Here is a 20874-nt window from a genome sequence, read left to right as displayed (position 1 = left end):
AATATCTTCGGTCATTGGAGACACTGGATTTTTTTGTTTCCTTCCATTACGGTTAGCTCTACCGTATCTGTTAAAATATCTGAATAACTGTAAGAAACCCTACGGGTCGCTCCTTGTCCATCTAATACCACAATAAAAATGCTCGGATATGTCTTTTCTAATAATCCCTCTTTTATTATGGTCTTTTTTCTACCACCATTTGTTTTAAGGCGAACTCGAGCCCCTATATGTTTATCCAATTGTTTTTTTATTTCATCAAGGGTTGATCTATCTGCCAACATTATCAACTCCTTAGCACATGCTGAAAATATTGTACCACAATTTTCAGACAATGTCAAGGGTATAATATTATATCAGTGCACCTACCTATTTGTCAATAATGATTTTTATGCAAAAAACAAAAAAAATATGAAAATTTCAGAGATATTTGCATTTAATTACTGATTTTTAGCTTACGGAGTAAATTAATTTAATATTTGCCTTTTGGAACACCATATCTAAATTTTCCCATTGTCTGCAATCCTCCAATTCCTGGTGATCCAGTTATAGTGTTTTCTATTAATTCTTCAATTTTTACAAGCTCATTTATATGGGAAAAAGCCACTTTTTCACTCACCAAGACTGGATCAAGGCAGTGTATCAAAACCCTTTCTGGAGAACTAGCATAATTGGCTCCCGCCTTTATAAGAGCTTCGTAATTTGATTGACAAGCTCCTGCAAAAATCACTAAATTGTCAAGTGCAGGTTCGTACTTTCTTGCATTTTTAACCGCTTCCACAAAATATTTAGAATTTCTATAGTTGTTTATATCGCCATAATCCCTGCTATTGCTTCTTATACTATCATGACCTGTAAGAACCAATATATCCGGCCTATATTTTTCTAAAAGGTCATACACTTTATCTGGTTGTTCTTCTTCCTTTACCACTACTCCTACGACTTCCATACCAACCTTTTTATAAGCATCAAGACATATATTTAAATATTCTTCATCTCCATCTATGTGAAGAACTTTTCCTGGCCTTCCGTAAGGCTCTTGCTGACTTGCACGTACCATCCCTTTTTTTCGCTGAAGGCTTTTTGAAGAAGCAATTTTTTTTAAAAGGTATTCTGCCTTTTCTCTATAAGGCCTATCATATTCCGCAATTTTGGCGCGAGAAGCCTCTATAAGGTCATCTTCTGGTGCATCTGCAATTATTCTCATGTTTAAACCGTGTAAAAGATAATGTCTTACTCCTTTATTATCTATAACATTAATGACTCTAAACAAAATGTCAGAGCCATAAGACTTTCTCATTACAATATCATTAATGCGAAAAGCCATAAATTAACCCCCCTGCGCAGCTTAATTCATAGTTTATAATATGCAGAGGGGTATATATATGTGTATATAAATTTATTCTTCCATCTGTTTACCCAAAAAAGCAGCAGCTGTTTCAGCGATTTTTGCTTCAACTTCTGTAACTGCTTCACCGGCTTCTTTAGTAAAAATCACCACACTTCCTATTGTATCTCCTCTTGAAATAATAGGAACTATAACTTGAGATGTAATGTTAAATTCCTGTCCATCTGCTATTTTAATCGGTCCTTTATCTTTCCCAGTCCCAAGCATTATCGTCTTTTTTTCTTCCAAATATTTTTCTAATTCTTGACTTATTGGTTTATCAATTAATTCTTTTTTTGCTACTCCGGAAACAGCTATTACATTATCTGTATCTGTAATGCATACAGGGTGCTTTGTAGATTGATATATGCTATCAGCGTACTCTTGCGCAAAATCGCTTAATTCACTTATTGGAGAATATTTCTTTAAAATTATCTCTCCTTCTTTATCTGTAAAAATTTCTAAAGGGTCTCCTTCCTTAATTCTTAATGTTCTTCGAATTTCTTTAGGAATAACAACTCTTCCTAAATCATCTATTCTGCGTACAATTCCTGTAGCCTTCAAAGTAAATACCTCCATTTCCTAAAATTTTTAGCTCAAGATTAGTATTTATATTTTTCCATAAATTTATTCGCAAAAAAAGACCGGCAACTAAATTGCCGGATTTTTATCCCACTGTTACTTTTATATTTTGAGGAAACTTTTGTATCTTTGCTGCTTTCTCAAGCGCATCATATTTTTCTTTAATAACCTGATTTTTCTTATTATTTAACAAATATCTTTCTATCGCATCTTTTACTTCATTAAAAGGTTTTATTGTAACACCCTCTGACTTTATTATATGATATCCATAAGCAGTCTTAACAGGTTTTGATATCTCACCTTTCTTAAGTGAAAAAACTACTTGGTCAAACTCAGGAACCATAACACCATGAGGAAATTCTCCCAGATCTCCTCCTTTGTCTTTTGTAGCCGTATCAGTAGAATACTCTTTTGCTAAAGTAGCAAAATTTTCCCCTTTCATAAGTCGATTGTATATATCTTCTGCTGTTTTTTCATCAGCCACTAATATATGACTAGCCTTCACTACTTCAAACTGTTCTTTATTATTATCATAATACTTTTTTAACTCTTCTTCTGTAACTTTTACATCTTTTGTATATTTGTCAAAGAGCTTATTTATTAAAAGGTAATTTTTCACATCTTCCTTTGTAATATCTTTATTAACTTCCTTTTCTTTTTGATACTCATCATCTATTTCTTTATCTGTAACTGTAATATTATTTTTTATTGCCTCTTGCACAAGTATTTTTTGAGCAATTAAATTATCAAGCACATTTTCCTTTACTACATCTAAAAATTTTTTCCCTTGATAATCCTGATTCCATATGTCTTTTGTATATTGTGGACTACTTTCAATTTGGGCTTTTACTTGGTCAAAAGCTTTTTTGTATTCAGTATTTGTAATGTTTTCCCCATTAACAGTTGCAACAACGTCTTTTTTGGCAGAGCAGGATACGGTTAAAAATACTATAAAAACAAAAAATAAAAGTAATGCGATTTTCCTTTTCAAAATAACATCCTCCTGACTTTAAAAAGTTTACATAGAGATAACTTAATTATATATCATTTCTCCACTAACTGCAAACTTTTTATTTTTTCTACCAATTCTATAAGTTCCTTTTGTATAGTCTCTTTTTTATTGAATTTATAAGTAAGGTACGGTTGTACTTGACTTGAAAATACTAAATTCCCTCCATATTCCTTTATTGCCTTTTCTATAGCCTGCATATTTACTGATTTTGTATCTTTAAACTTTAAAATTACGGCGTTTCCTTTTTCAGTTATTTCAGTAATGTTGACCTGAGAAGCAATAGCTTTTAAATAAGCAATTTCTAATAGTGCCTCTACAGGTTTTGGATAATCGCCAAACCTATCTACAAGTTCTTCTGAAATCTCCATCATATCTTCTCTAGATTCTATAGAGGCTATTTTCTTGTACATTTCTAATCTTAAATTTTCGTCTTCAATATAGGAAGAGTCAATATAAGCATTGACTTTTATGTCTATTGTGGTAGTAATCTCTTCTTTGGGAGCTTCTCCCTTTAAATTTCGTATAGCTTCCTCTAAAAGCTTTAAATACAAGTCATAACCAATTGCATCAATATGACCATGTTGTTCTGCTCCAAGGAGATTTCCTGCACCTCTTATCTCCAAATCCCTCATGGCAATTTTGAATCCAGAACCAAATTCAGTAAACTCTTTTATCGCCTCCAACCTCTTTTCTGCCACTTCACTTAAAACTTTATCCTTTCTATAAGTAAAATAAGCATAAGCAAGTCTATTTGACCTACCTACTCGTCCTCTTAATTGATACAATTGAGAAAGCCCTAACTTATCTGCATCATAAACTATAATAGTATTTACATTTGGTATATCAAGCCCTATCTCAATTATTGTAGTGCTGACTAACACATCGTACTCTCCATTTACAAAATCTATCATTACTTTCTCCAGCTGACTTTCTTCCATTTGCCCATGAGCTATAGCAACTCGGCAATCTGGAATCAATTCCTTTATAAAAGACGCTATTTTTTCTATGCCGTTTACGCGGTTGTATACAAAAAAAACTTGTCCTCCTCTTCCCATTTCTCTCAGTATTGCGTCTTTTATCAATTCTTCATTAAATTCCACTACATAAGTTTCTACTGGATATCGGTCTTCAGGAGGATTTTCAAGTATACTCATATCTCTTATCCCAATCAAAGACATGTGTAGCGTTCTTGGAATAGGAGTCGCCGCCAAAGTCAATACATCTATATTTTCTTTTAGCTTCTTTATTTTTTCTTTATGAACAACCCCAAATCTCTGTTCTTCGTCTATAATTAAAAGTCCTAAATCTTTAAATTTTACATCACTCTGTAAAAGTCTGTGAGTACCAACAATAATATCAATAGTCCCTTCCCCCAGACTTTTAATTATTTGTGCTTGTTCTTTAGGAGTCCTAAAACGACTGAGCATTTCTATCTTTACAGGAAATTCTTTGAATCTTTCTATGAAATTAGTATAATGCTGATAAGCCAAGATAGTTGTAGGGCACAAAAAAGCCACCTGTTTCCCATCAGCCACTGCTTTAAAAGCAGCCCTTAAAGCTACTTCTGTTTTGCCATATCCCACATCTCCACAGAGAAGTCTATCCATTGGCCTGTCTTTTTCCATATCCTCTTTAATTTCTTTTATACACCTTAACTGGTCTTCTGTCTCTTCATAGGGAAATTGTTCTTCAAACTCTTTTTGCCATGGAGTATCAGGAGAAAAAGCATGCCCTTTAGCTATCTGTCTTTTTGCATAAAGCTTAATCAAGTCTTTTGCGATGTCTTCTACTGCTTTTTTGGCTTTTCTTTTTACTCTAATCCATTCACTCCCCCCCAATTTATTTAATTTAGGAGGATTGTCTGTCGGTCCTACATATTTTTGCACAAGGTCTAATTGTTCCACTGGTACAAAAAGGGTATCTCCTCCCGCGTAAATTATCTTCAAATAATCCCTTATAATCCCATCTACTTTTATTTTTTCTATACCTTCATACTTTCCTATACCATAATTTACATGAACAACATATGACCCTACTTCTAATTCAGTAAAGCTCTTTATCTTGTCGGCATTTTTAATTTTTATAGTTTTTTTACTCCTTTTAGTCTGACCAAAAATTTCTCCATCGCTTATAACCGCAAATTTTGCATCCACATACTCAAACCCCTTGCTAACAGAGGCAGGATATATGACCACTTGCCCTTTTTGTATATCGTATTCACTGTCTTTAATCACTACAGTATCAATGTTAAAACTTTCAAGCGTATCTTTTAAAACTCTTGCTCTTTCTTGATTCCCACTTAAAAGCAACACTTTATATCCTGTGTTTTTGTAATATTTCAAATCATCTACTAAAATATCCATTTTGCCGTGAAAAGGATGCATAGACCTTGATATAAAATTAACAATCGTTTGGGGCTGTAATTCATTGTCAGGTTTTGCTAAAGTATTCATTATGAGTAAAAAATTATTTTTCACTCTTTTTAATATTTCATCATAATCAAAAAAAAGCTTACTTTGCTCGGGCAAAACCTCTCCTTTTTCTAGTAAAACCTTGAAATTTTCATTAAATTCCATTTGAAGGTTATTTACCCTTTGTTTAATACGACTGCTTTCATCTAAAATAATAACTGCCTCTTCTCCCATATAATCAACAATAGAATAGACATCATCATAAAAATAATCTATAAGCTCATGAATATTTTCTACCCTTTTAGCCTCGGTAATCTCCTCCATAATCTCTTCAAATTTTTGCTGTAATTTTTCTGCAATTCCACTTTTTAATTTTTTTATTTTTGACAAATAGGAATTTAAATAGTTCGAAACTGCAGAAATCCCCTTTTTGATGTGCTCTGCTTCTGCGATAAACTCTGTAGCTGGGAAAATATTTATATTATCAATATTTTCTAGAGACCTTTGTGTAATCACATCAAAAGTCCTTATGGAATCTATTTCATCGCCAAAAAGTTCAATTCTCCATGGATATTCTTCGGTAGGGGAAAAAACGTCAATTATTCCTCCTCTCACACTAAATTGTCCTTTTCCTTCTACCATTTGAACCCTTTCATACCCCATGGTCACCAAATTTTTTGTAACTTCCTCCAAATTCACAGTATCACCTAATTTAAAAACAAACTGATACTTTTTAAATAAATCCATAGGTATGAGCTTACCTAATGCTGCATCTATAGAAGTAACTACAGCATGGGAACTTTCTTCTGACAATTTTTTAATTACCTGTAATCTTTGAGACACCACTTCTTGACTCGCAGCATCTATTTTATAAAACAAGGCTTCTCTTTTGGGAAATAAAGAAGCATTGCCAAAATTAAAAGAATACAAATCTTCGTATATTTTTCTTGCTTCCACCTCATCAGGAGCAATAACTAACACCTTTTTGTTAAACTTAGTCATTATATAATGGGCAATATGGGCTTTTTGAGAATCTGTAAGCCCATAAGCCAAAATAGGTCCTTTCCTGTGTTGTAAAAATTCTTCTATTGTTTTAATCTCTTTTAATTCTTCTATTTGACGAGTAAACATGTTCATCACCTCAACATAAGCCTATTCCATAAGCCGTGTATTAAAGAAGTTACAATAATAGCCAAAAAAATATTTGTTTGCATCACTAATATGTAAGAGATTATACCAAAAAAGCTGTGGCTTAAGATACTTAAAATAGAAGCTCTTAAATTAATCTTATAGGAAGTTTTTATGTAATCATTTACTGCCTCTGCAATCCCAAATATGAAATGAGACAAAAGAATAGAGGAAGTCAAATACCCTGCCACTGTCTTACACGTTTCTTCAATGGCTGGTACAAAATAAATTATAGCTCTTCTCTTATATTTAGTTACTGCCACCCTATTTAGAAAATATGCTAAAATTACACCACCAATTCCAGATAATAGCCACATGTATTCTTTTTTCTCCTTTATTGCCTTTTTATCAACCGTTAAATTTGCTCATAGCATGTTCTATCCCATTTTCTATAATATCTATCACTGCATCTGCTGCTTTTATAACAGCTTCATCAATTAGTTTTTTCTCTGACTCTTCAAATTTTCCTAATACGTAACTTACTAAATCCTTTTGCGGTTTTCCAATTCCAATTCTAATACGCGGAAATTCTTCGCTATTTAAAAGATATATGATAGAATTCATTCCATTGTGACCGCCCGAACTTCCTTTTTTTCTTATCCTTATTTTGCCCACATCCAGGTCTTTATCGTCATAAATTACAATTACATTTTCAAGTTGAATTTTATAAAAATTTACAGCATCGTATAAAGCTTCACCACTTAAATTCATAAATGTCTGAGGCTTTAAAAGAATTATTTTCTCTCCTTTAAAATTCCCTTCACCTACAAGAGATTTAAATTTTAATTTTGTGACATTTATACCTAATTTTTTTGCCAACTCATCTATTACCATAAACCCTATATTATGCCTAGTTTCTTCATATTCTCTACCAGGGTTCCCTAAACCTGCAATTATGTACATACGACCACCCTTCCTTATCAAATTAATTATACATAATTAAACAAAAAAAAGCTATAGTATGTGTAAAAGGCTACCGGCAAGTGATAACTTGCCGGTAGCCTTTGTGCGAGGGAGGCCTTTATTTTATTTATTGAAAGTTTGCACTACTTTGCAACTTTACAGGAACTGTAAATGTTTTGCCATTTCTCCAAACTGTTACATTTATTACGTCTCCAACTTTGTGGTTATTTAGTATGCTTTGTAAATCTTCGAAGGAAGTAATGGTTTTGCCATCAACCTTTATTATCACATCACCTGGTTGAATACCAGCTTTTTCTGCTCCACTATTTGGCTGAACTTGGACTACATACACTCCTACAGGCAAATTATATTGGACTGCATCTTGTTGTGTAATAGTTTGAGCACCTATTCCCATCATAGGCCTTTCTACATAGCCGTGTTTTATAAGCTGTTCAATTATAGGCTTCGCTTCATTTATAGGAATTGCAAATCCCATCCCTTCTACTGGAGTAGCTTGCCCTTGGAAAAATCCAAAGGGATCTTGAATACTTGAACCTATTGAAGTAAGTTTAACACTTGTGATACCTATAACTTCTCCTTTACTGTTGACAAGAGGTCCTCCACTGTTTCCAGGATTTATAGCTGCATCTGTTTGTATAAGTTTGACAGGACCATAATCACTTTGAAGGTTTCTGTTAAGTCCGCTTATTATACCGGCTGTGACTGTACCTGCAAAGGAATCTCCAAGAGGATTACCTATAGCAATTGCCAGCTCACCAGGTTGGAGTTTTGAAGAATCCCCCAGTCTTACAACGGGTAAATTAGGAAGGTTTATTTTAAGTACTGCAAGGTCTGTTCTATCATCTTTTCCTATAAGCTTCGCATCAGCACTTCTACCATCTAAAAGTTTTACTGTGATTTTTGATGCTCCGTCAATTACATGGTTATTTGTAACAATATATCCATCAGAACTTATTATAAAGCCAGATCCACTCCCTTTAGGAACATACTCTGTTCTATAGCCATTTGTATAAGCTGTACTTGTATCAATTTCTACAACGGCTGGGCTGACAATCTTATAGATGTTAGGTATCAAATTCAAAATACCACTGTCATTTGAGGAAGTAGCCTCTAGAGGTAAATATTTTGTAACAACCTGTGTTGATGCATCATTTGGGGTAACGTAGTATTTCATCACAGCACCTGTAACTCCTCCGCCAATTAAAGCCGCTATTAGCGCTACTGCAATAAAAGATGCTACCATCTTCCTTCTGAATCTTTTCACCATCTTACCCAGACTCTTTTTGTTGTTTCTGAATTCTACTTTAGGAATTGGTGCAAGAGTTTCCAATTCCTCTTGCTCTTGTTCCTCTGCCTTTAATGTTTCGCCATTTAATTCTTCTGTCCGATATAACTCTTCTTTTTTATTTTCTTCTGGAGGAACCACATTCTCTGGGTCATTTTTTTCAATTTTATTTTCAAATTCTTTTTCGTAATCCATCACCACTCACTCCTTTTGTTCTTTCTTGCTTTTAATTATAATCCCTTTTTATTAACAAATTATGAACATGATGTAAAGATTTTAAGTAGTTTTTATTAAAAAATTTTTTGCACTGTTTATTATAAATAAATGTGCGGCCCAAGTACTCACTTGGACCGCTATGATAAGGGAGGTCAAGGAGAGGCATTTGTCGCTCTCAAATATTATTGTATCCTTTATTTATGAATAAAGTGTTAACAAAGTGTAAATATTTTATTGTGATTTTTTAAAATTTTTTCACCGGCAGAGTAAAAGTAAATGCTGTACCTTTACCCACTTCACTTTCTACCCAAATTTCCTCGTTATGAGCATTTATAATACGCCTTACTATATAAAGCCCAAGACCTGCCCCATCTTTTCCTCGCGATTTGTCCGCTTTATAAAATCTATCCCATATATGCTCTTGGTCTTCTGGAGAAATACCTATTCCATTATCTTTTATTGTAATAAACACTTTATCGTCTTTTATTTCAGTAAAAATATGGATTATACCCCTTTCTTTAGAAAACTTTATTGCATTATCTATAAGATTTGTCAAAACTTGCTCTATCTTATCCCTATCCCCTATAACTATTCGTCTGTCTTCTTCAAAATCAACCTTAACAGCTAAATCTTTTTCAACTATCCTTTTTTCAAATTTTATAACAGCCAGTCTTATAAGTTCATTTATATCAAATTCAGTCTTATTAAGTGGAAATTGACCTGACTCAAGCTTAGTCATTTCAAGAAAATCATCTATGAGTCTAGACATCCTCCTTGTTTCTTTCTGTACTATTTTAAGATAATCACAAGCTTTTTCCTTTGGAATAGTACCGTCTAATATTCCATCTATATATCCTTGTATAGAGGTCAATGGGGACCTCAATTCGTGAGAAACATTTGCAACAAAATCTTTTCTCATATCTTCTAATTGTTCTAATTCTTTTGCCATAATATTAAAGGATTTAGCCAAATCTCCTATTTCATCTTCTTCTTTATGTTGTACCCTTGCAGAAAAATTCCCCTTCGCTACCTGCTGAACAGCCAAGCTCATTTCTTTAAGAGGTTGAGATATTTTACTGGAAGTATAAGAAATGAGCACAAAGCCTATTATAAGAGCTACTCCTCCAGATAAAAGCATCAAAATAAAAATATTTATAATGGTTTTATTCATTTCTGTCAAAGGAGCATGCATAAATATAGCCCCTTCAATTCGGCCATTTAAAACAAGAGGCACTCCTACTGTCAAAACAGGCTGATTAAATTTGCCACCAAAATATCCTTTTTTTACAACAGATTGCCCATTTAAAATGCTTCTTATCTCTTTTTTGTTGAGGCTTACTCCTGTCCAAGCTTTTCCCTGTTGCTGTGATTGGCTATAAATTAACCCATCTTTATCTACAATCCATACAGTAGCATTAATCAATCTAGTAACAACGTTTAGTTCTTGATTCCATTTATCTATATTTATGTCTCCTACCGCAAATTCATTTAAAATTGCATTTATCTCCTGAACTTCTTCTAACATTATTTTTTCTTTCTCGGCAAAGTAATAATTTTGAAACATCAGATAAAACATTCCAGAAAGAATAGACAAAGTAACAAGTATGATAATTATATTACTTATAAAAAGTTTTTTAAAAAGTCTATTTTTACTCAAATTTAGTTCACCTCAAATTTATAGCCTACACCCCATACGGTGGTAAGTTTCCAATTAGGTCCATCTCCCATTTTCTCTCTCAGCCTTTTTATATGAACATCTACTGTACGACTATCTCCCATATAATCATAACCCCATACGTTTTCTAATAGCTGGTCTCTTGTGAAAACCCTATTGGGATGTGTACATAAAAAATATAAAAGTTCTAACTCTTTCGGAGTCAAATCTACATTTTGCCCTTTATAAACAACTTTATATTCACTCAAACTTACATAAAGGTCTGGATAAGAAACAGCTTGTTTTTCATCACTTTCCGTTTCATATCTTCTTAAAACTGCTTTAACTCTTGCTACCAATTCTTTCCCGTCAAATGGTTTTACAATATAGTCATCAGCGCCAATCTCTAAAGCCAATACCTTATCAAGTGTATCCCCTTTTGCGGTAAGCATTATTATGGGTACTTTTGAGAATTTTCTGACTTCTCTGCAAAGAGCTATACCATCAATTCCTGGCAACATTATATCAAGTATGACGAGCTTTGGCGGTTTCTCTTGAATTTTCCTTAAGGCCGTTTGCCCATCATATATTTTTTCTACTTCAAACCCATCTTTTTCTAGATATAAAGATACTATTTCACATATATTCTTGTCATCATCCACTACATAAATCTTTCGGTTCTCTCCCACAAAACCACCCTCTATTTTTTAATTAATTTCTATCTTTCACTTCTATATAATTATACCATAATCATTTATAAAAAAATCATTATTATCTATCTACGCCTAACCCAAATCCTAAAAAAGGAAAATTTACGCTTAAAAAGAGCTTTTTTATTTTTTAATATTGAATTAAAAGTTTATTTTATACTTTCTCATACCTATATTCAGCAAAAAACCAAGCGCTATCATGTTATTTACCATTGCGGTTCCACCATAGCTCATAAATGGCAAAGGTATACCTGCTATCGGCATAATTCCTATTGTCATGCCTATATTTTCAAAAATATGAAAAACAAACATAGAAATTATTCCGGTAGCAATAAGACAACCATATTTATCCCTAGCTTTAAGTGCAATTTCCAACGACCTGTAAAGAAGTATACCGTATAAAATTATAAGGATAATTGCCCCAATAAATCCAAATTCTTCAGCAAAGGAAGAGAAAATAAAATCAGTTGAGGATTCTGGTAAATAATATAATTGCGTTTGACTTCCGTGAAACAACCCTTTCCCTAAAAGCATTCCTGAGCCAACAGCTATGATGGACTGGATTACATGGTATCCTGACCCCATTGGATCAATATTAGGATTTATAAAGGATAAAAGTCTTGCCTTCTGATATGGTTTTAAGACTTTATAGGCTATTGGCATTAGAGCGATACCTGCACTTATCATTTCCATAAATATTTTTGGTTTAATCCCACTTATATATACCATTCCTAAAAAAATGGCTATAAAAACTAGTGCCGTCCCTAAGCTTCTTTGTAACATTACAATTACAAAAGGTATACCAACATGGATTAAAGGGAGAGAAAGTTCTTTAAAAGTTTTTATTTCTTCTTTTTCTTTTAATATATTTGAAAGGGTTAATATTAAAAAAATTTTAGAAAACTCTGCAGGCTCAAAAGATATGGGCCCTATTACTATCCAACTTTTAGCACCGTTAATTTCTTTTCCTATAAAAAATACAGATACTAGCATTATTATATTAATGAAATAAATGTATGAAGAATATTTTGAAAAAACAGAATAGTCAAATGAACCTAGTATAATAACAAAAATAATTCCTATTAAAATAGCAATTAACTGGATTTCTACTTGTTTATATGACCCTGTTTGTATGGAATGTGAAGCACTTAATATGACAATGGTGCTCATTAACGCAATCAATATTGCTACTATAAAAAGGACAAAATCAAAATTTTTTAAAACCCTTTTATCAAACATGATTAGCCCACCTCATCTGCCTCTTTAGTTAGACTTTATTTCTCTTAGATTATTTGCTTCCTTTATTTTAAATCATATCATGTATTTATGAACAATATATTACATAATAATTAATTTTTCAACTTAATAACTCAATATTTAATCCTATTTTAATCATTTTCGGTTATAATAAATTAGAATACTTTTGATGAAAGTAAATATAAAGGAGAGAAAAACGTGTGTGGAATATGTGGATTTTCAGGAGATAAAGCTAAGTTGATGGGACAACATGTTTTAAAAGAAATGTTAGATATAATGTATCACAGAGGTCCAGACGACGAAGGAATATATTATGGAGATAGCACTGGATTAGGGATGAGAAGATTAAGCATAATAGATATTAAAAGTGGCCATCAACCTGTACATAATGAGCAAAAAAACATTTGGGTTATTTTTAATGGAGAAATATATAATTATCAGCGTTTAAGAAAATACCTTGTTGCAAAAGGTCACAAATTTTATACTCAAAGTGATACAGAAGTTATAGTGCATTTATACGAAGAATACGGTGAAAATTTTGTTTCTTATCTTGACGGTATGTTTGCAATAGCAATATATGACGAGAAAAATAAAAAAATATTGCTTATAAGAGATAGATTGGGAATAAAGCCTCTCTATTACACTATTGCTGATAATACAATCATATTTGCATCAGAAATTAAATCCCTAATAAAATGCCCTATTATCGAAACAAACTTGAATTACGATAAATTAGCTGTATATCTTACATATCGCTATGTTCCGGGAGAACAAACTATGTTTAAAAACATTTTAAAATTAATGCCGGGACATATTTTAACATATTCTAATAATAAAATAAATATCAAGAAATACTGGGATATAGACTTTAAAAACCAAATTGAAGAAAAACCCGAATTTTATTATAAAGAAAAAATTTCCTACCTATTTGAAAACTCCATTAAAAATAGATTGATAAGCGATGTACCGTTAGGAATATTCATAAGTGGCGGCCTTGATTCAAGTATAATATTATCTAAAGCATCAAAGCTATATGAAGGAAAATTAAAGACCTTCTCTATTGCTTTTAAAGAGCCAAAAGAAAATACAAACATAAATGAATTCAATGAACTCAAATATGCAAAAGAAACTGCAAAATTTTATGGTTCAGATCACCATGAATTAACTGTAAATCCAGAAGACGTTATAGAAGATATTGAGAAAATTATATGGCATATGGATGAACCTTTAAGCGATCCAACTGCTATTCCTCTTTATTATGTATCAAAACTTGCCAAAAATTATGTTAAAGTAGTACTATCAGGAGAAGGTGCAGATGAAATTTTTGCAGGTTATACAGTATATAAAGAACCAAATGTTATTAGTAAATATAATATTTTACCTAAATTTATACGGGAAAAATTTATAGAACCTTTAGTGCTAGCAATGCCATTTAATTTCGGGAAAAATTTTATTCAAAGATCAAAATTACCTATAAATAAAAGATATAAAGGGGTGGGAATGACTTTTAAAGAAAATGAATTACCTTTAATATTGAACAGAGATATATATTCAAGTCTAATAGATATTAAAAATGACCCTTATATTTCTTCTATTTATATGCTTGACTGGAAAGATGAAGTAAGCCAAATGCTTTATTTTGATCAGAAAATTTGGCTGTCAGAAGATGTACTTTTAAAATCGGATAAGATGTCTATGGCACATTCTATAGAGTTACGTGTTCCATTTCTTGATTATAAACTGGTTCAATTTGCTGCTTCTATACCATCAAAATTAAAATACAAAGGCAATATTGAAAAATATATTTTAAAACAAACTTTTAAGAATGACTTGCCATATTTTGTATTAAATAGAAAGAAAAATGGATTTCCAGTACCTATCACATCATTAGTAAAAAATGAATACAAAAACTTTGCTAGGGATATTCTCTTGTCGCAAAAGGCACTCAACCGAGGATATTTTAATAAATCATATATTGAAGGATTACTTAGTGGTAAATATAAAGGAACCCATACTGGAAGGCAAATATGGCTACTATTAGTGTTTGAACTCTGGCATCGAATGTTTATTGATAGTATTAATAACGACTTTGAAAAAAACCAAATATTTATAGCATGAGAATATATTCAAAAAATGCTCTGTCTGCCATTAGTTGTTTATGCAAATTTTTTGAAAAGAGGGGAAAATATGAATAAAAAGTTCTTACTCATTCCTATTATTCTTATAACAGTGCTTTTAATTAGTATATTAATATCCACAGAATACTCAAAAGCACAAGCCAAAAACCATTTGTACCAGTTCTGATGTATCACCATCTTCAAAAAGAAGGAACATTTAACTCTAAAAAGTATGGCAGAGTAGTAATTGATCCTGAGAGATTTGAGAAACAGATGCTTTACCTAAAAGCTGCAGGATATCATACCATAACTTTGGAACAGCTCAGAGATTTTGTATTGTATAATAGTCCTTTACCACCAAAACCTATTGTAATAACTTTTGATGATGGATATTTAAGTAATTATATTTATGCTTATCCTATTTTGAAAAAACTGGGTATGAAAGCAGAAATAAACGTTATAGTAAGTTATATACCAGATGAAGTAAATCATCAAAAACCAGGAGTATATATACCTTGTTTTACATGGAAACAAGCAAAAGAAATGTCAGATAGTGGTATAATAGAAATTGAAAGCCATACTTATGACCTTCATAAATATATGTCAAATGGTTTTAGAAAAATTCCAATGGTAATGGGTCCAGTGATAATTAATGGCCATTTAGAAACAATGGCACAATACAAAAAAAGACTTTATACTGATTTTTTACGTTCAAGAGAAATAATTAAAGAAAAAATAGGAAAAGCCCCTATATGTTTAGCATATCCCTTTGGGGCAGGAAATAAAATAAGTGATGCAATAGCAAAAAAAGTTGGATTCGAGATGGCATTTGGCATTCAACAAGGAGTAAACTATTACGGAGATAACATCATGAAACTAAAGCGCATTACTGTAACAGACACTGATACAGGACAGGATATTGTAAATAAAATTAATAGGTTAAGCCGAGAAACTGAATTTTTGCTGCCTCCATTGCTTTGTTCACAATTTCCATAGTTGTTGCTGGGTTAAACCAAAAAACTATACTTAAAATATGCTATCTCCTCATAAATAACTGCTCCAACTGCATCTGGAAGTGTAAGTAACTTTAAAAGTTACATACAAAGATATTTCAATTGGCATTTCTGTCTGATTGAATGAAAATAATAGGTTCTTTCAAAACTATTGAAGAAATTGCACTTTTTAAAATTTTTATTTCCTGACTATCTTCTGTTTCTAAAACAACTACATAATTATCAAATCCCTTAATAATTCCTGTTAATGGAATGCCTCTAAGTAGATAAATTATTACGGGTACTTTTTCTTTCCTAACCTGTGAAAGAAAAACATCTTGTAACTTTATAGTGTTTTTTTTAATGGCCATTATTTTCTCTCCTTACTTTTATAATTTTACTTTCTTACTTGATGATTAATCCAATAAAAATATCTACTGCAACAAAAACTAAAAAGATATAGATAAAAGGTTTTAAACCTCTTTGTTTATAATCATTTCTTGCTTTTTCAGATAATAAAAGTAGTAAAAATATAAAAACTATACCTGAAAACAGAGCTCGTATAATAAGTTTTATCATTTTGGTACATCCCCTTGTTTTTTAAATTTTTCTTTTAAAAAATTCTTTATTATTTCTTTTCCATCATTGTCGACAATGAAGGTAATGTTCTTATTATTCGGTTTTAAAGTAATTACAAGGTACTTATCTGTAAAACTATAGTTATCAATATCATCCCACGTGTGAAATATTCCCTAGTTTATTATACCTTTTTCGTTAATTCCGTTTGGTATTAGTGAATGAACCAAATAAGCTATCTCGGCTATAAAAGCCATTGCAAGAAGTTTTGTATGTAATGTACTGCCACCTTTCCAGCCGACTTCTTTAGAAATTCCTCCTTGCTTACCAGTAGTAACTTTTTCATTCTTTGTCTCTGAATATTTTTTTCCTGGGATCCGTTATTATCATGCTCTGTCCTTTTTCTGCCATTTTCTATCTCCAATGCCTGAATTCTCTTCTTTTTGTTCAGTTTAGTATGTAATATCTATTTCTTTTACAGTACCTCTGGATTCAGAAATTGAGTCATTATTATTTTATAAACAATTTGGTTATCAGTAAATCCTGTAAAGAAACGCCAGTTAATTAAAAGATACAATCTTTTCCTCGTACCATTCTTGGTAAATTCAAGCACTAAGGGTTCTCCACGACATAATACTGATATTGTGGATTTTGAGATGCCAGGAGCCAAACAGGAGGGACGGTTCCCTTTTGTCCGAAAAAATCAGACAGAAGGAACCGTCCTCTTTGTCTCCATAAAGTGTTTACACAAACAATTTACTGACAGACATACCTTCGTGAATTCTTAAAATTGCTTCGGCAAATAAAGGAGCGACAGACCTCACTTTAATTTTTTCAATTTTTTTCTCTTCGGGAAGAGGGATTGTATCGGTTATAACCAATTCTTTTATTGGTGATTCTTTTATCCTTTCAATCGCAGGACCTGACAGCACTCCGTGGGTCGCACAAGCATAAACTTCAGTAGCACCATTGTCAAGAAGAGCCTCTGCACCTTGTACCAAAGTACCAGCAGTATCAATAAGGTCATCTACCAAAATTGCCTTTTTCTCTCTTACGTCCCCTATTATATTCATTATCTCTGCTACATTGGCTTTTGGTCTTCTCTTGTCAATAATAGCAAGAGGAGCATTCAATTTTTCTGCAAAATACCTCGCCCTTGTCACACTGCCATGGTCAGGGGAAACAACTACTACATCATCTCCCAATTCTTTGTCAATAAAATATTTTGCAAGTATAGGCCCTCCTAACAAATGGTCAACAGGAATGTTAAAGTAGCCCTGTATTTGAGGAGCATGAAGGTCCATTGTAACAACTCTATGAGCTCCTGCTGCAGTTATAAGGTCAGCTACAAGCTTTGCAGTAATTGGGTCCCTTGCTTTTGCTTTTCTGTCTTGTCTTGCATAGCCATAGTAAGGTATAACTGCATTAATTTCAGCCGCAGATGCCCTTTTAAAAGCATCAATCATTATCAATAATTCCATTAAGTTGTTATTTACAGGTGCACAAGTTGACTGTATTACAAAAACGCTTGCACCTCTTACGCTTTCTCCAATCCTTACACTAATCTCCCCATCACTAAAAGTCCCTACTTCTGAATCGCAAAGCTTAAGTCCAAGATGCTCTGCTATTTCACTAGCTAACTTAGGATTTGAATTTCCTGAAAAAATTTTTAGAGAATTAGTATATCTCGCCATTTAATTTAAAGCCTCCCCTTTTTTATTCTTTCCTGTACCCAGCCCTCTTTATTAGTTTGCTTACTTCTGGCTATGGCAAGTGCTCCTTCAGGAACATCCTCTGTTATAGTTGAACCAGCAGCAATATAAGCATTATTTCCAATCTTTACTGGCGCTACAAGATTTACATTACACCCCACGAAAACATTATCTCCTATCACTGTCTTGTACTTTTGTTTACCATCATAATTAACTGTAATAGATCCACATCCCATATTGACATTTTTCCCAACTTCCGCATCTCCCACATACGTAAGATGAGGAACTTTTGTGCCTTCTCCAATGACAGATTTTTTAATTTCCACAAAGTCACCTATTTTTGCTTTATCATGTATCACACTTTCCGGCCGTATTTGCGCAAAAGGTCCAACTTTAATGTCATTCCCCAATTTTGAAGATAATATGACAGAATACATAATATTGCATCCATCACCTATGTGGGAATCGACAATCCTGCAATTAGGACCTATTTCACAATCGCTGCCTATCACAGTTTTGCCTTCTATTACGCACCCTGGAAGTATGACAGTATCAGGTGCAATTTCAACCTCTGCTCCTATATAAGTTGTCTCAGGGTCAATTATTGTTACACCTTTTTCCATATGGCGATAGTTGATTCTTTTTCTCATGACTCTTTCTGCATCAGAAAGTTGGACCCTGGAATTAACCCCCATTATTTCCTCAGCTGAAGCAGTAAAAGCACCAATTTTTCCTCCCATTTGTTTTATAATTTCTACAGCATCCGTCAGATAATATTCACCCTGTGCGTTATTATTTGTTATCATTCTTAGCGCTTTTTTTAGTTTGGCTATATCCATAACGTACATGGCAGAATTTATCTCATGGATACTTTTTTCTTTTTCCGTTGCATCTTTGTCTTCCACGATTTTTATAACGTTTCCACTTTCATCCCTTATTATCCTTCCATAGCCCGATGGGTCTTCTACCACCGACGACAAAATCGTAACACTATTCCCTTCTTCAACATGAAATTTTACCAAAGATTTTAATGTCTGCGAAGTAATAAGAGGGGTATCACCTGTTAAAATTAAAACATTGCCCTGCTCTGGCAATAAATCCCGCGCCATCATTACTGCATGGCCTGTACCCAACTGTGTCTGTTGATAAGCATACTTTACTCTGTCTTTTAATACTTCTTTTACCTCTTCCGCTTTATGGCCAACTACCACAACGATGTCATTACTGCCCACATCTTTTGCCGCATTTACAACCCATTCTATCATTGTCCTTCCACATATTTTATGGACAACTTTGGGATGTTTAGATTTCATCCTTTTTCCAAGCCCCGCTGCTAAAATAAGCGTCACTAGCCCTTCCAATTTTCCACACCCTCTATACTAAATTTAATTTTCATACCCTATACTATTTTAACTATAATTGCAATAAAGTTCAACAAAAAAAATAAAAAGGAGGCACGCCCCTTTTTATTCCTTATGTGTAGCTTCTTGTTCTTTTGCCTTTTCATATTCTTTTAAAATAGCGCTTTGTAATTTATTTCTTGTGTCTGAATTTATAGGGTGAGCAATATCTTTAAACTCCCCTTCAGGAGTCTTTCGACTTGGCATAGCAATAAATAACCCATTTTGGCCCTCTATAACCTTTATATCATGAACCACAAATTCATTATCAAAGGTTACAGAAACTACAGCCTTCATTTTGCCTTCCTCATTAAGTTTTCTCACCCTTACGTCTGTAATTTCCATAAGCTCACCACCTTCCTGAAGTTAAACCCTAAGTTAGCATTTGCAAACCCTCTTACACTAATAAATATTCGCCATAAAATCAAAATTTCCTTCAAGAAAAACTAAAATTACGAAAAATTTTTAAAAAATTTTCTTAACTTTAGTCTTTCAATATCCAATTACTTATTTCAATGTCAATTATATTTTTTTCTTCTTCCATATTTTTTAATACAAAAACTGAAATGTAATTATCTACTAATTTATTCTCCGGTTTTTCCGTTGCAATCATAACTCCTGCACCAATTACTTCAGCGTCAAATTCCTCCATAAGTTCCATCATGCCTCTAATCGTTCCACCTGCTTTCATAAAGTCATCTATCAACAATACTTTAGAACCTTTCTGTAAAGACCTTCTAGCCAAAGACATCGATCGTATGTGCCTCTGAGAACCAGAAATATAATTAATAGAAACAAAAGAACCTTCTGTAACTCTACTATCTTTTCTGATTATTACTAGCGGAACATTAAGCGTCCTTGCGCACATCAAGGCAATAGGTATACCTTTGGTCTCCACAGTTACAATTGCCTCAACGTTTTTATCCAAAAAAGGAAACACTAAAATTTCGCCAATTTTTGTTACAATACTGGGAGAATAAATCAAATCGGCAGTGTACAAAAAACCTCCGGGAATTATTCTCGATGGATCCTTTAATTTTTCCTTTATTTCTTGTACAAAAGGCAAATAACTTTTAATATTAGCTATAGGAATGTATTTTACTCCACCACCAGCTCCAGGAAGCGTAATTAATTTACCAAAGTTAAATTTTTCTATTACGCTCTTTAAAATATCAATATCTTCTGAGGCAGTAGATTTAGCTATACCAAAAAAATTCATAAAATACTCCAAATTTATTAATGTATTAGGATTTTCACTAAATATCTTAACGATTGCCGCCAATCGTTCATACCGCTTGTACTTATCCATAAAAAATAACCTCCGCACATACAAACTTTTATACCAAAATTATATTTAAAAGTTCATTTTTCTGCAACATGTGATATAATTTTTTTATAAATATAGTGGCTTTTGACAAGCTTTAATCATATTTTAACCATGAAAAGGCAATAAT

The 20874-nt window shown here is 32.6% G+C and carries 20 protein-coding genes; 2 read left to right on the top strand and 18 right to left on the bottom strand.

The window, feature by feature from the left end:
- Nucleotides 1-11 precede the first annotated feature (11 nt).
- The 11 genes from THYS13_RS10965 to rodA form a co-directional block, all read right to left on the bottom strand.
- Nucleotides 12-281, bottom strand: a complete 270-nt coding sequence (locus tag THYS13_RS10965) for a Veg family protein (RefSeq protein ID WP_042834555.1) — start codon at nt 279-281, stop codon at nt 12-14.
- A 188-nt stretch (nt 282-469) separates the two neighbouring features.
- A complete protein-coding gene (gene yabG / locus THYS13_RS10960; protein ID WP_042834554.1) occupies nt 470-1324 on the bottom strand; it encodes a sporulation peptidase YabG in 855 nt (284 codons plus the stop codon).
- A gap of 72 nt (nt 1325-1396) precedes the next feature.
- On the bottom strand, nt 1397-1948 hold the full coding sequence (gene spoVT, locus THYS13_RS10955) for a stage V sporulation protein T (protein ID WP_003870433.1): 552 nt from the start codon (nt 1946-1948) through the stop codon (nt 1397-1399).
- Between the two features lie 103 nt (nt 1949-2051).
- Nucleotides 2052-2957: a peptidylprolyl isomerase gene (locus THYS13_RS10950; RefSeq protein ID WP_042834553.1), complete on the bottom strand. Its 906-nt coding sequence runs from the start codon at nt 2955-2957 to the stop codon at nt 2052-2054.
- A gap of 53 nt (nt 2958-3010) precedes the next feature.
- Nucleotides 3011-6520: a transcription-repair coupling factor gene (mfd, locus tag THYS13_RS10945; protein ID WP_042834552.1), complete on the bottom strand. Its 3510-nt coding sequence runs from the start codon at nt 6518-6520 to the stop codon at nt 3011-3013.
- 5 nt (nt 6521-6525) lie between these two features.
- A complete protein-coding gene (locus THYS13_RS10940) occupies nt 6526-6894 on the bottom strand; it encodes a hypothetical protein (RefSeq protein WP_042834551.1) in 369 nt (122 codons plus the stop codon).
- 31 nt (nt 6895-6925) lie between these two features.
- Nucleotides 6926-7480, bottom strand: a complete 555-nt coding sequence (gene pth, locus THYS13_RS10935) for an aminoacyl-tRNA hydrolase (protein ID WP_029689335.1) — start codon at nt 7478-7480, stop codon at nt 6926-6928.
- 127 nt (nt 7481-7607) lie between these two features.
- Nucleotides 7608-8981 (bottom strand): S1C family serine protease, encoded by a 1374-nt coding sequence (locus tag THYS13_RS10930; protein WP_042834549.1) that lies wholly within the window; start codon nt 8979-8981, stop codon nt 7608-7610.
- Nucleotides 8982-9246: 265 nt separating this feature from the next.
- Nucleotides 9247-10659 carry a HAMP domain-containing sensor histidine kinase gene (locus THYS13_RS10925; RefSeq protein ID WP_042834548.1) on the bottom strand — a complete coding sequence of 471 codons (1413 nt, stop codon included), beginning with the start codon at nt 10657-10659 and terminating at the stop codon, nt 9247-9249.
- Nucleotides 10660-10661: 2 nt separating this feature from the next.
- Complete coding sequence (locus THYS13_RS10920) at nt 10662-11345, bottom strand: response regulator transcription factor (RefSeq protein WP_042834547.1); 684 nt, start codon at nt 11343-11345, stop codon at nt 10662-10664.
- Between the two features lie 162 nt (nt 11346-11507).
- Entirely contained in the window at nt 11508-12605 is a 1098-nt protein-coding gene (gene rodA / locus THYS13_RS10915; protein ID WP_042834546.1) for a rod shape-determining protein RodA, read from the bottom strand.
- A gap of 216 nt (nt 12606-12821) precedes the next feature.
- Between rodA and asnB the strand changes: the two genes are divergently transcribed.
- Entirely contained in the window at nt 12822-14741 is a 1920-nt protein-coding gene (asnB, locus tag THYS13_RS10910) for an asparagine synthase (glutamine-hydrolyzing) (protein ID WP_052210521.1), read from the top strand.
- Between the two features lie 185 nt (nt 14742-14926).
- Nucleotides 14927-15736 carry a polysaccharide deacetylase family protein gene (locus THYS13_RS10905; RefSeq protein WP_235603359.1) on the top strand — a complete coding sequence of 270 codons (810 nt, stop codon included), beginning with the start codon at nt 14927-14929 and terminating at the stop codon, nt 15734-15736.
- A gap of 115 nt (nt 15737-15851) precedes the next feature.
- On the opposite strand, the gene hfq is transcribed toward THYS13_RS10905, so the two are convergent.
- The 7 genes from hfq to purR all read right to left on the bottom strand — a co-directional run bounded on the left by hfq (nt 15852) and on the right by purR (nt 20729).
- Nucleotides 15852-16103, bottom strand: a complete 252-nt coding sequence (gene hfq / locus THYS13_RS10900) for an RNA chaperone Hfq (RefSeq protein WP_042834545.1) — start codon at nt 16101-16103, stop codon at nt 15852-15854.
- A 34-nt stretch (nt 16104-16137) separates the two neighbouring features.
- Entirely contained in the window at nt 16138-16311 is a 174-nt protein-coding gene (locus THYS13_RS14325) for a hypothetical protein (protein WP_161485940.1), read from the bottom strand.
- On the bottom strand, nt 16308-16481 hold the full coding sequence (locus THYS13_RS14965) for a DUF5673 domain-containing protein (RefSeq protein ID WP_369819229.1): 174 nt from the start codon (nt 16479-16481) through the stop codon (nt 16308-16310). Before THYS13_RS14965 ends, THYS13_RS14325 begins: the two co-directional genes overlap by 4 nt.
- Before the next feature lie 570 nt (nt 16482-17051).
- The gene (locus tag THYS13_RS10885) at nt 17052-18002 is read right to left on the bottom strand and encodes a ribose-phosphate diphosphokinase (protein WP_042834542.1); all 951 of its coding nucleotides are present in this window, start codon (nt 18000-18002) and stop codon (nt 17052-17054) included.
- A gap of 5 nt (nt 18003-18007) precedes the next feature.
- The gene (glmU, locus tag THYS13_RS10880; protein WP_042834541.1) at nt 18008-19381 is read right to left on the bottom strand and encodes a bifunctional UDP-N-acetylglucosamine diphosphorylase/glucosamine-1-phosphate N-acetyltransferase GlmU; all 1374 of its coding nucleotides are present in this window, start codon (nt 19379-19381) and stop codon (nt 18008-18010) included.
- Nucleotides 19382-19486: 105 nt separating this feature from the next.
- On the bottom strand, nt 19487-19765 hold the full coding sequence (spoVG, locus tag THYS13_RS10875; protein WP_042834540.1) for a septation regulator SpoVG: 279 nt from the start codon (nt 19763-19765) through the stop codon (nt 19487-19489).
- Nucleotides 19766-19904: 139 nt separating this feature from the next.
- Complete coding sequence (gene purR / locus THYS13_RS10870) at nt 19905-20729, bottom strand: pur operon repressor (protein WP_042834539.1); 825 nt, start codon at nt 20727-20729, stop codon at nt 19905-19907.
- Nucleotides 20730-20874: the final 145 nt, after the last annotated feature.

Source organism: Thermoanaerobacter sp. YS13 (genome assembly GCF_000806225.2).
GTDB lineage: Bacteria > Bacillota > Thermoanaerobacteria > Thermoanaerobacterales > Thermoanaerobacteraceae > Thermoanaerobacter > Thermoanaerobacter uzonensis.
This window is presented reverse-complemented; position numbering and strand designations above follow the sequence as displayed.

Bases quoted from the DNA above. Each gene is read 5' to 3' on its own strand.
- THYS13_RS10965 (WP_042834555.1), bottom strand. From the start codon at position 281: ATGTTGGCAGATAGATCAACCCTTGATGAAATAAAAAAACAATTGGAT.
- yabG (WP_042834554.1), bottom strand. From the start codon at position 1,324: ATGGCTTTTCGCATTAATGATATTGTAATGAGAAAGTCTTATGGCTCT.
- mfd (WP_042834552.1), bottom strand. From the start codon at position 6,520: ATGTTTACTCGTCAAATAGAAGAATTAAAAGAGATTAAAACAATAGAA.
- THYS13_RS10940 (WP_042834551.1), bottom strand. From the start codon at position 6,894: ATGTGGCTATTATCTGGAATTGGTGGTGTAATTTTAGCATATTTTCTA.
- pth (WP_029689335.1), bottom strand. From the start codon at position 7,480: ATGTACATAATTGCAGGTTTAGGGAACCCTGGTAGAGAATATGAAGAA.
- THYS13_RS10930 (WP_042834549.1), bottom strand. From the start codon at position 8,981: ATGGATTACGAAAAAGAATTTGAAAATAAAATTGAAAAAAATGACCCA.
- rodA (WP_042834546.1), bottom strand. From the start codon at position 12,605: ATGTTTGATAAAAGGGTTTTAAAAAATTTTGATTTTGTCCTTTTTATA.
- THYS13_RS10905 (WP_235603359.1), top strand. From the start codon at position 14,927: ATGTATCACCATCTTCAAAAAGAAGGAACATTTAACTCTAAAAAGTAT.
- hfq (WP_042834545.1), bottom strand. From the start codon at position 16,103: ATGGCCATTAAAAAAAACACTATAAAGTTACAAGATGTTTTTCTTTCA.
- THYS13_RS14325 (WP_161485940.1), bottom strand. From the start codon at position 16,311: ATGATAAAACTTATTATACGAGCTCTGTTTTCAGGTATAGTTTTTATA.
- THYS13_RS10885 (WP_042834542.1), bottom strand. From the start codon at position 18,002: ATGGCGAGATATACTAATTCTCTAAAAATTTTTTCAGGAAATTCAAAT.
- spoVG (WP_042834540.1), bottom strand. From the start codon at position 19,765: ATGGAAATTACAGACGTAAGGGTGAGAAAACTTAATGAGGAAGGCAAA.
- purR (WP_042834539.1), bottom strand. From the start codon at position 20,729: ATGGATAAGTACAAGCGGTATGAACGATTGGCGGCAATCGTTAAGATA.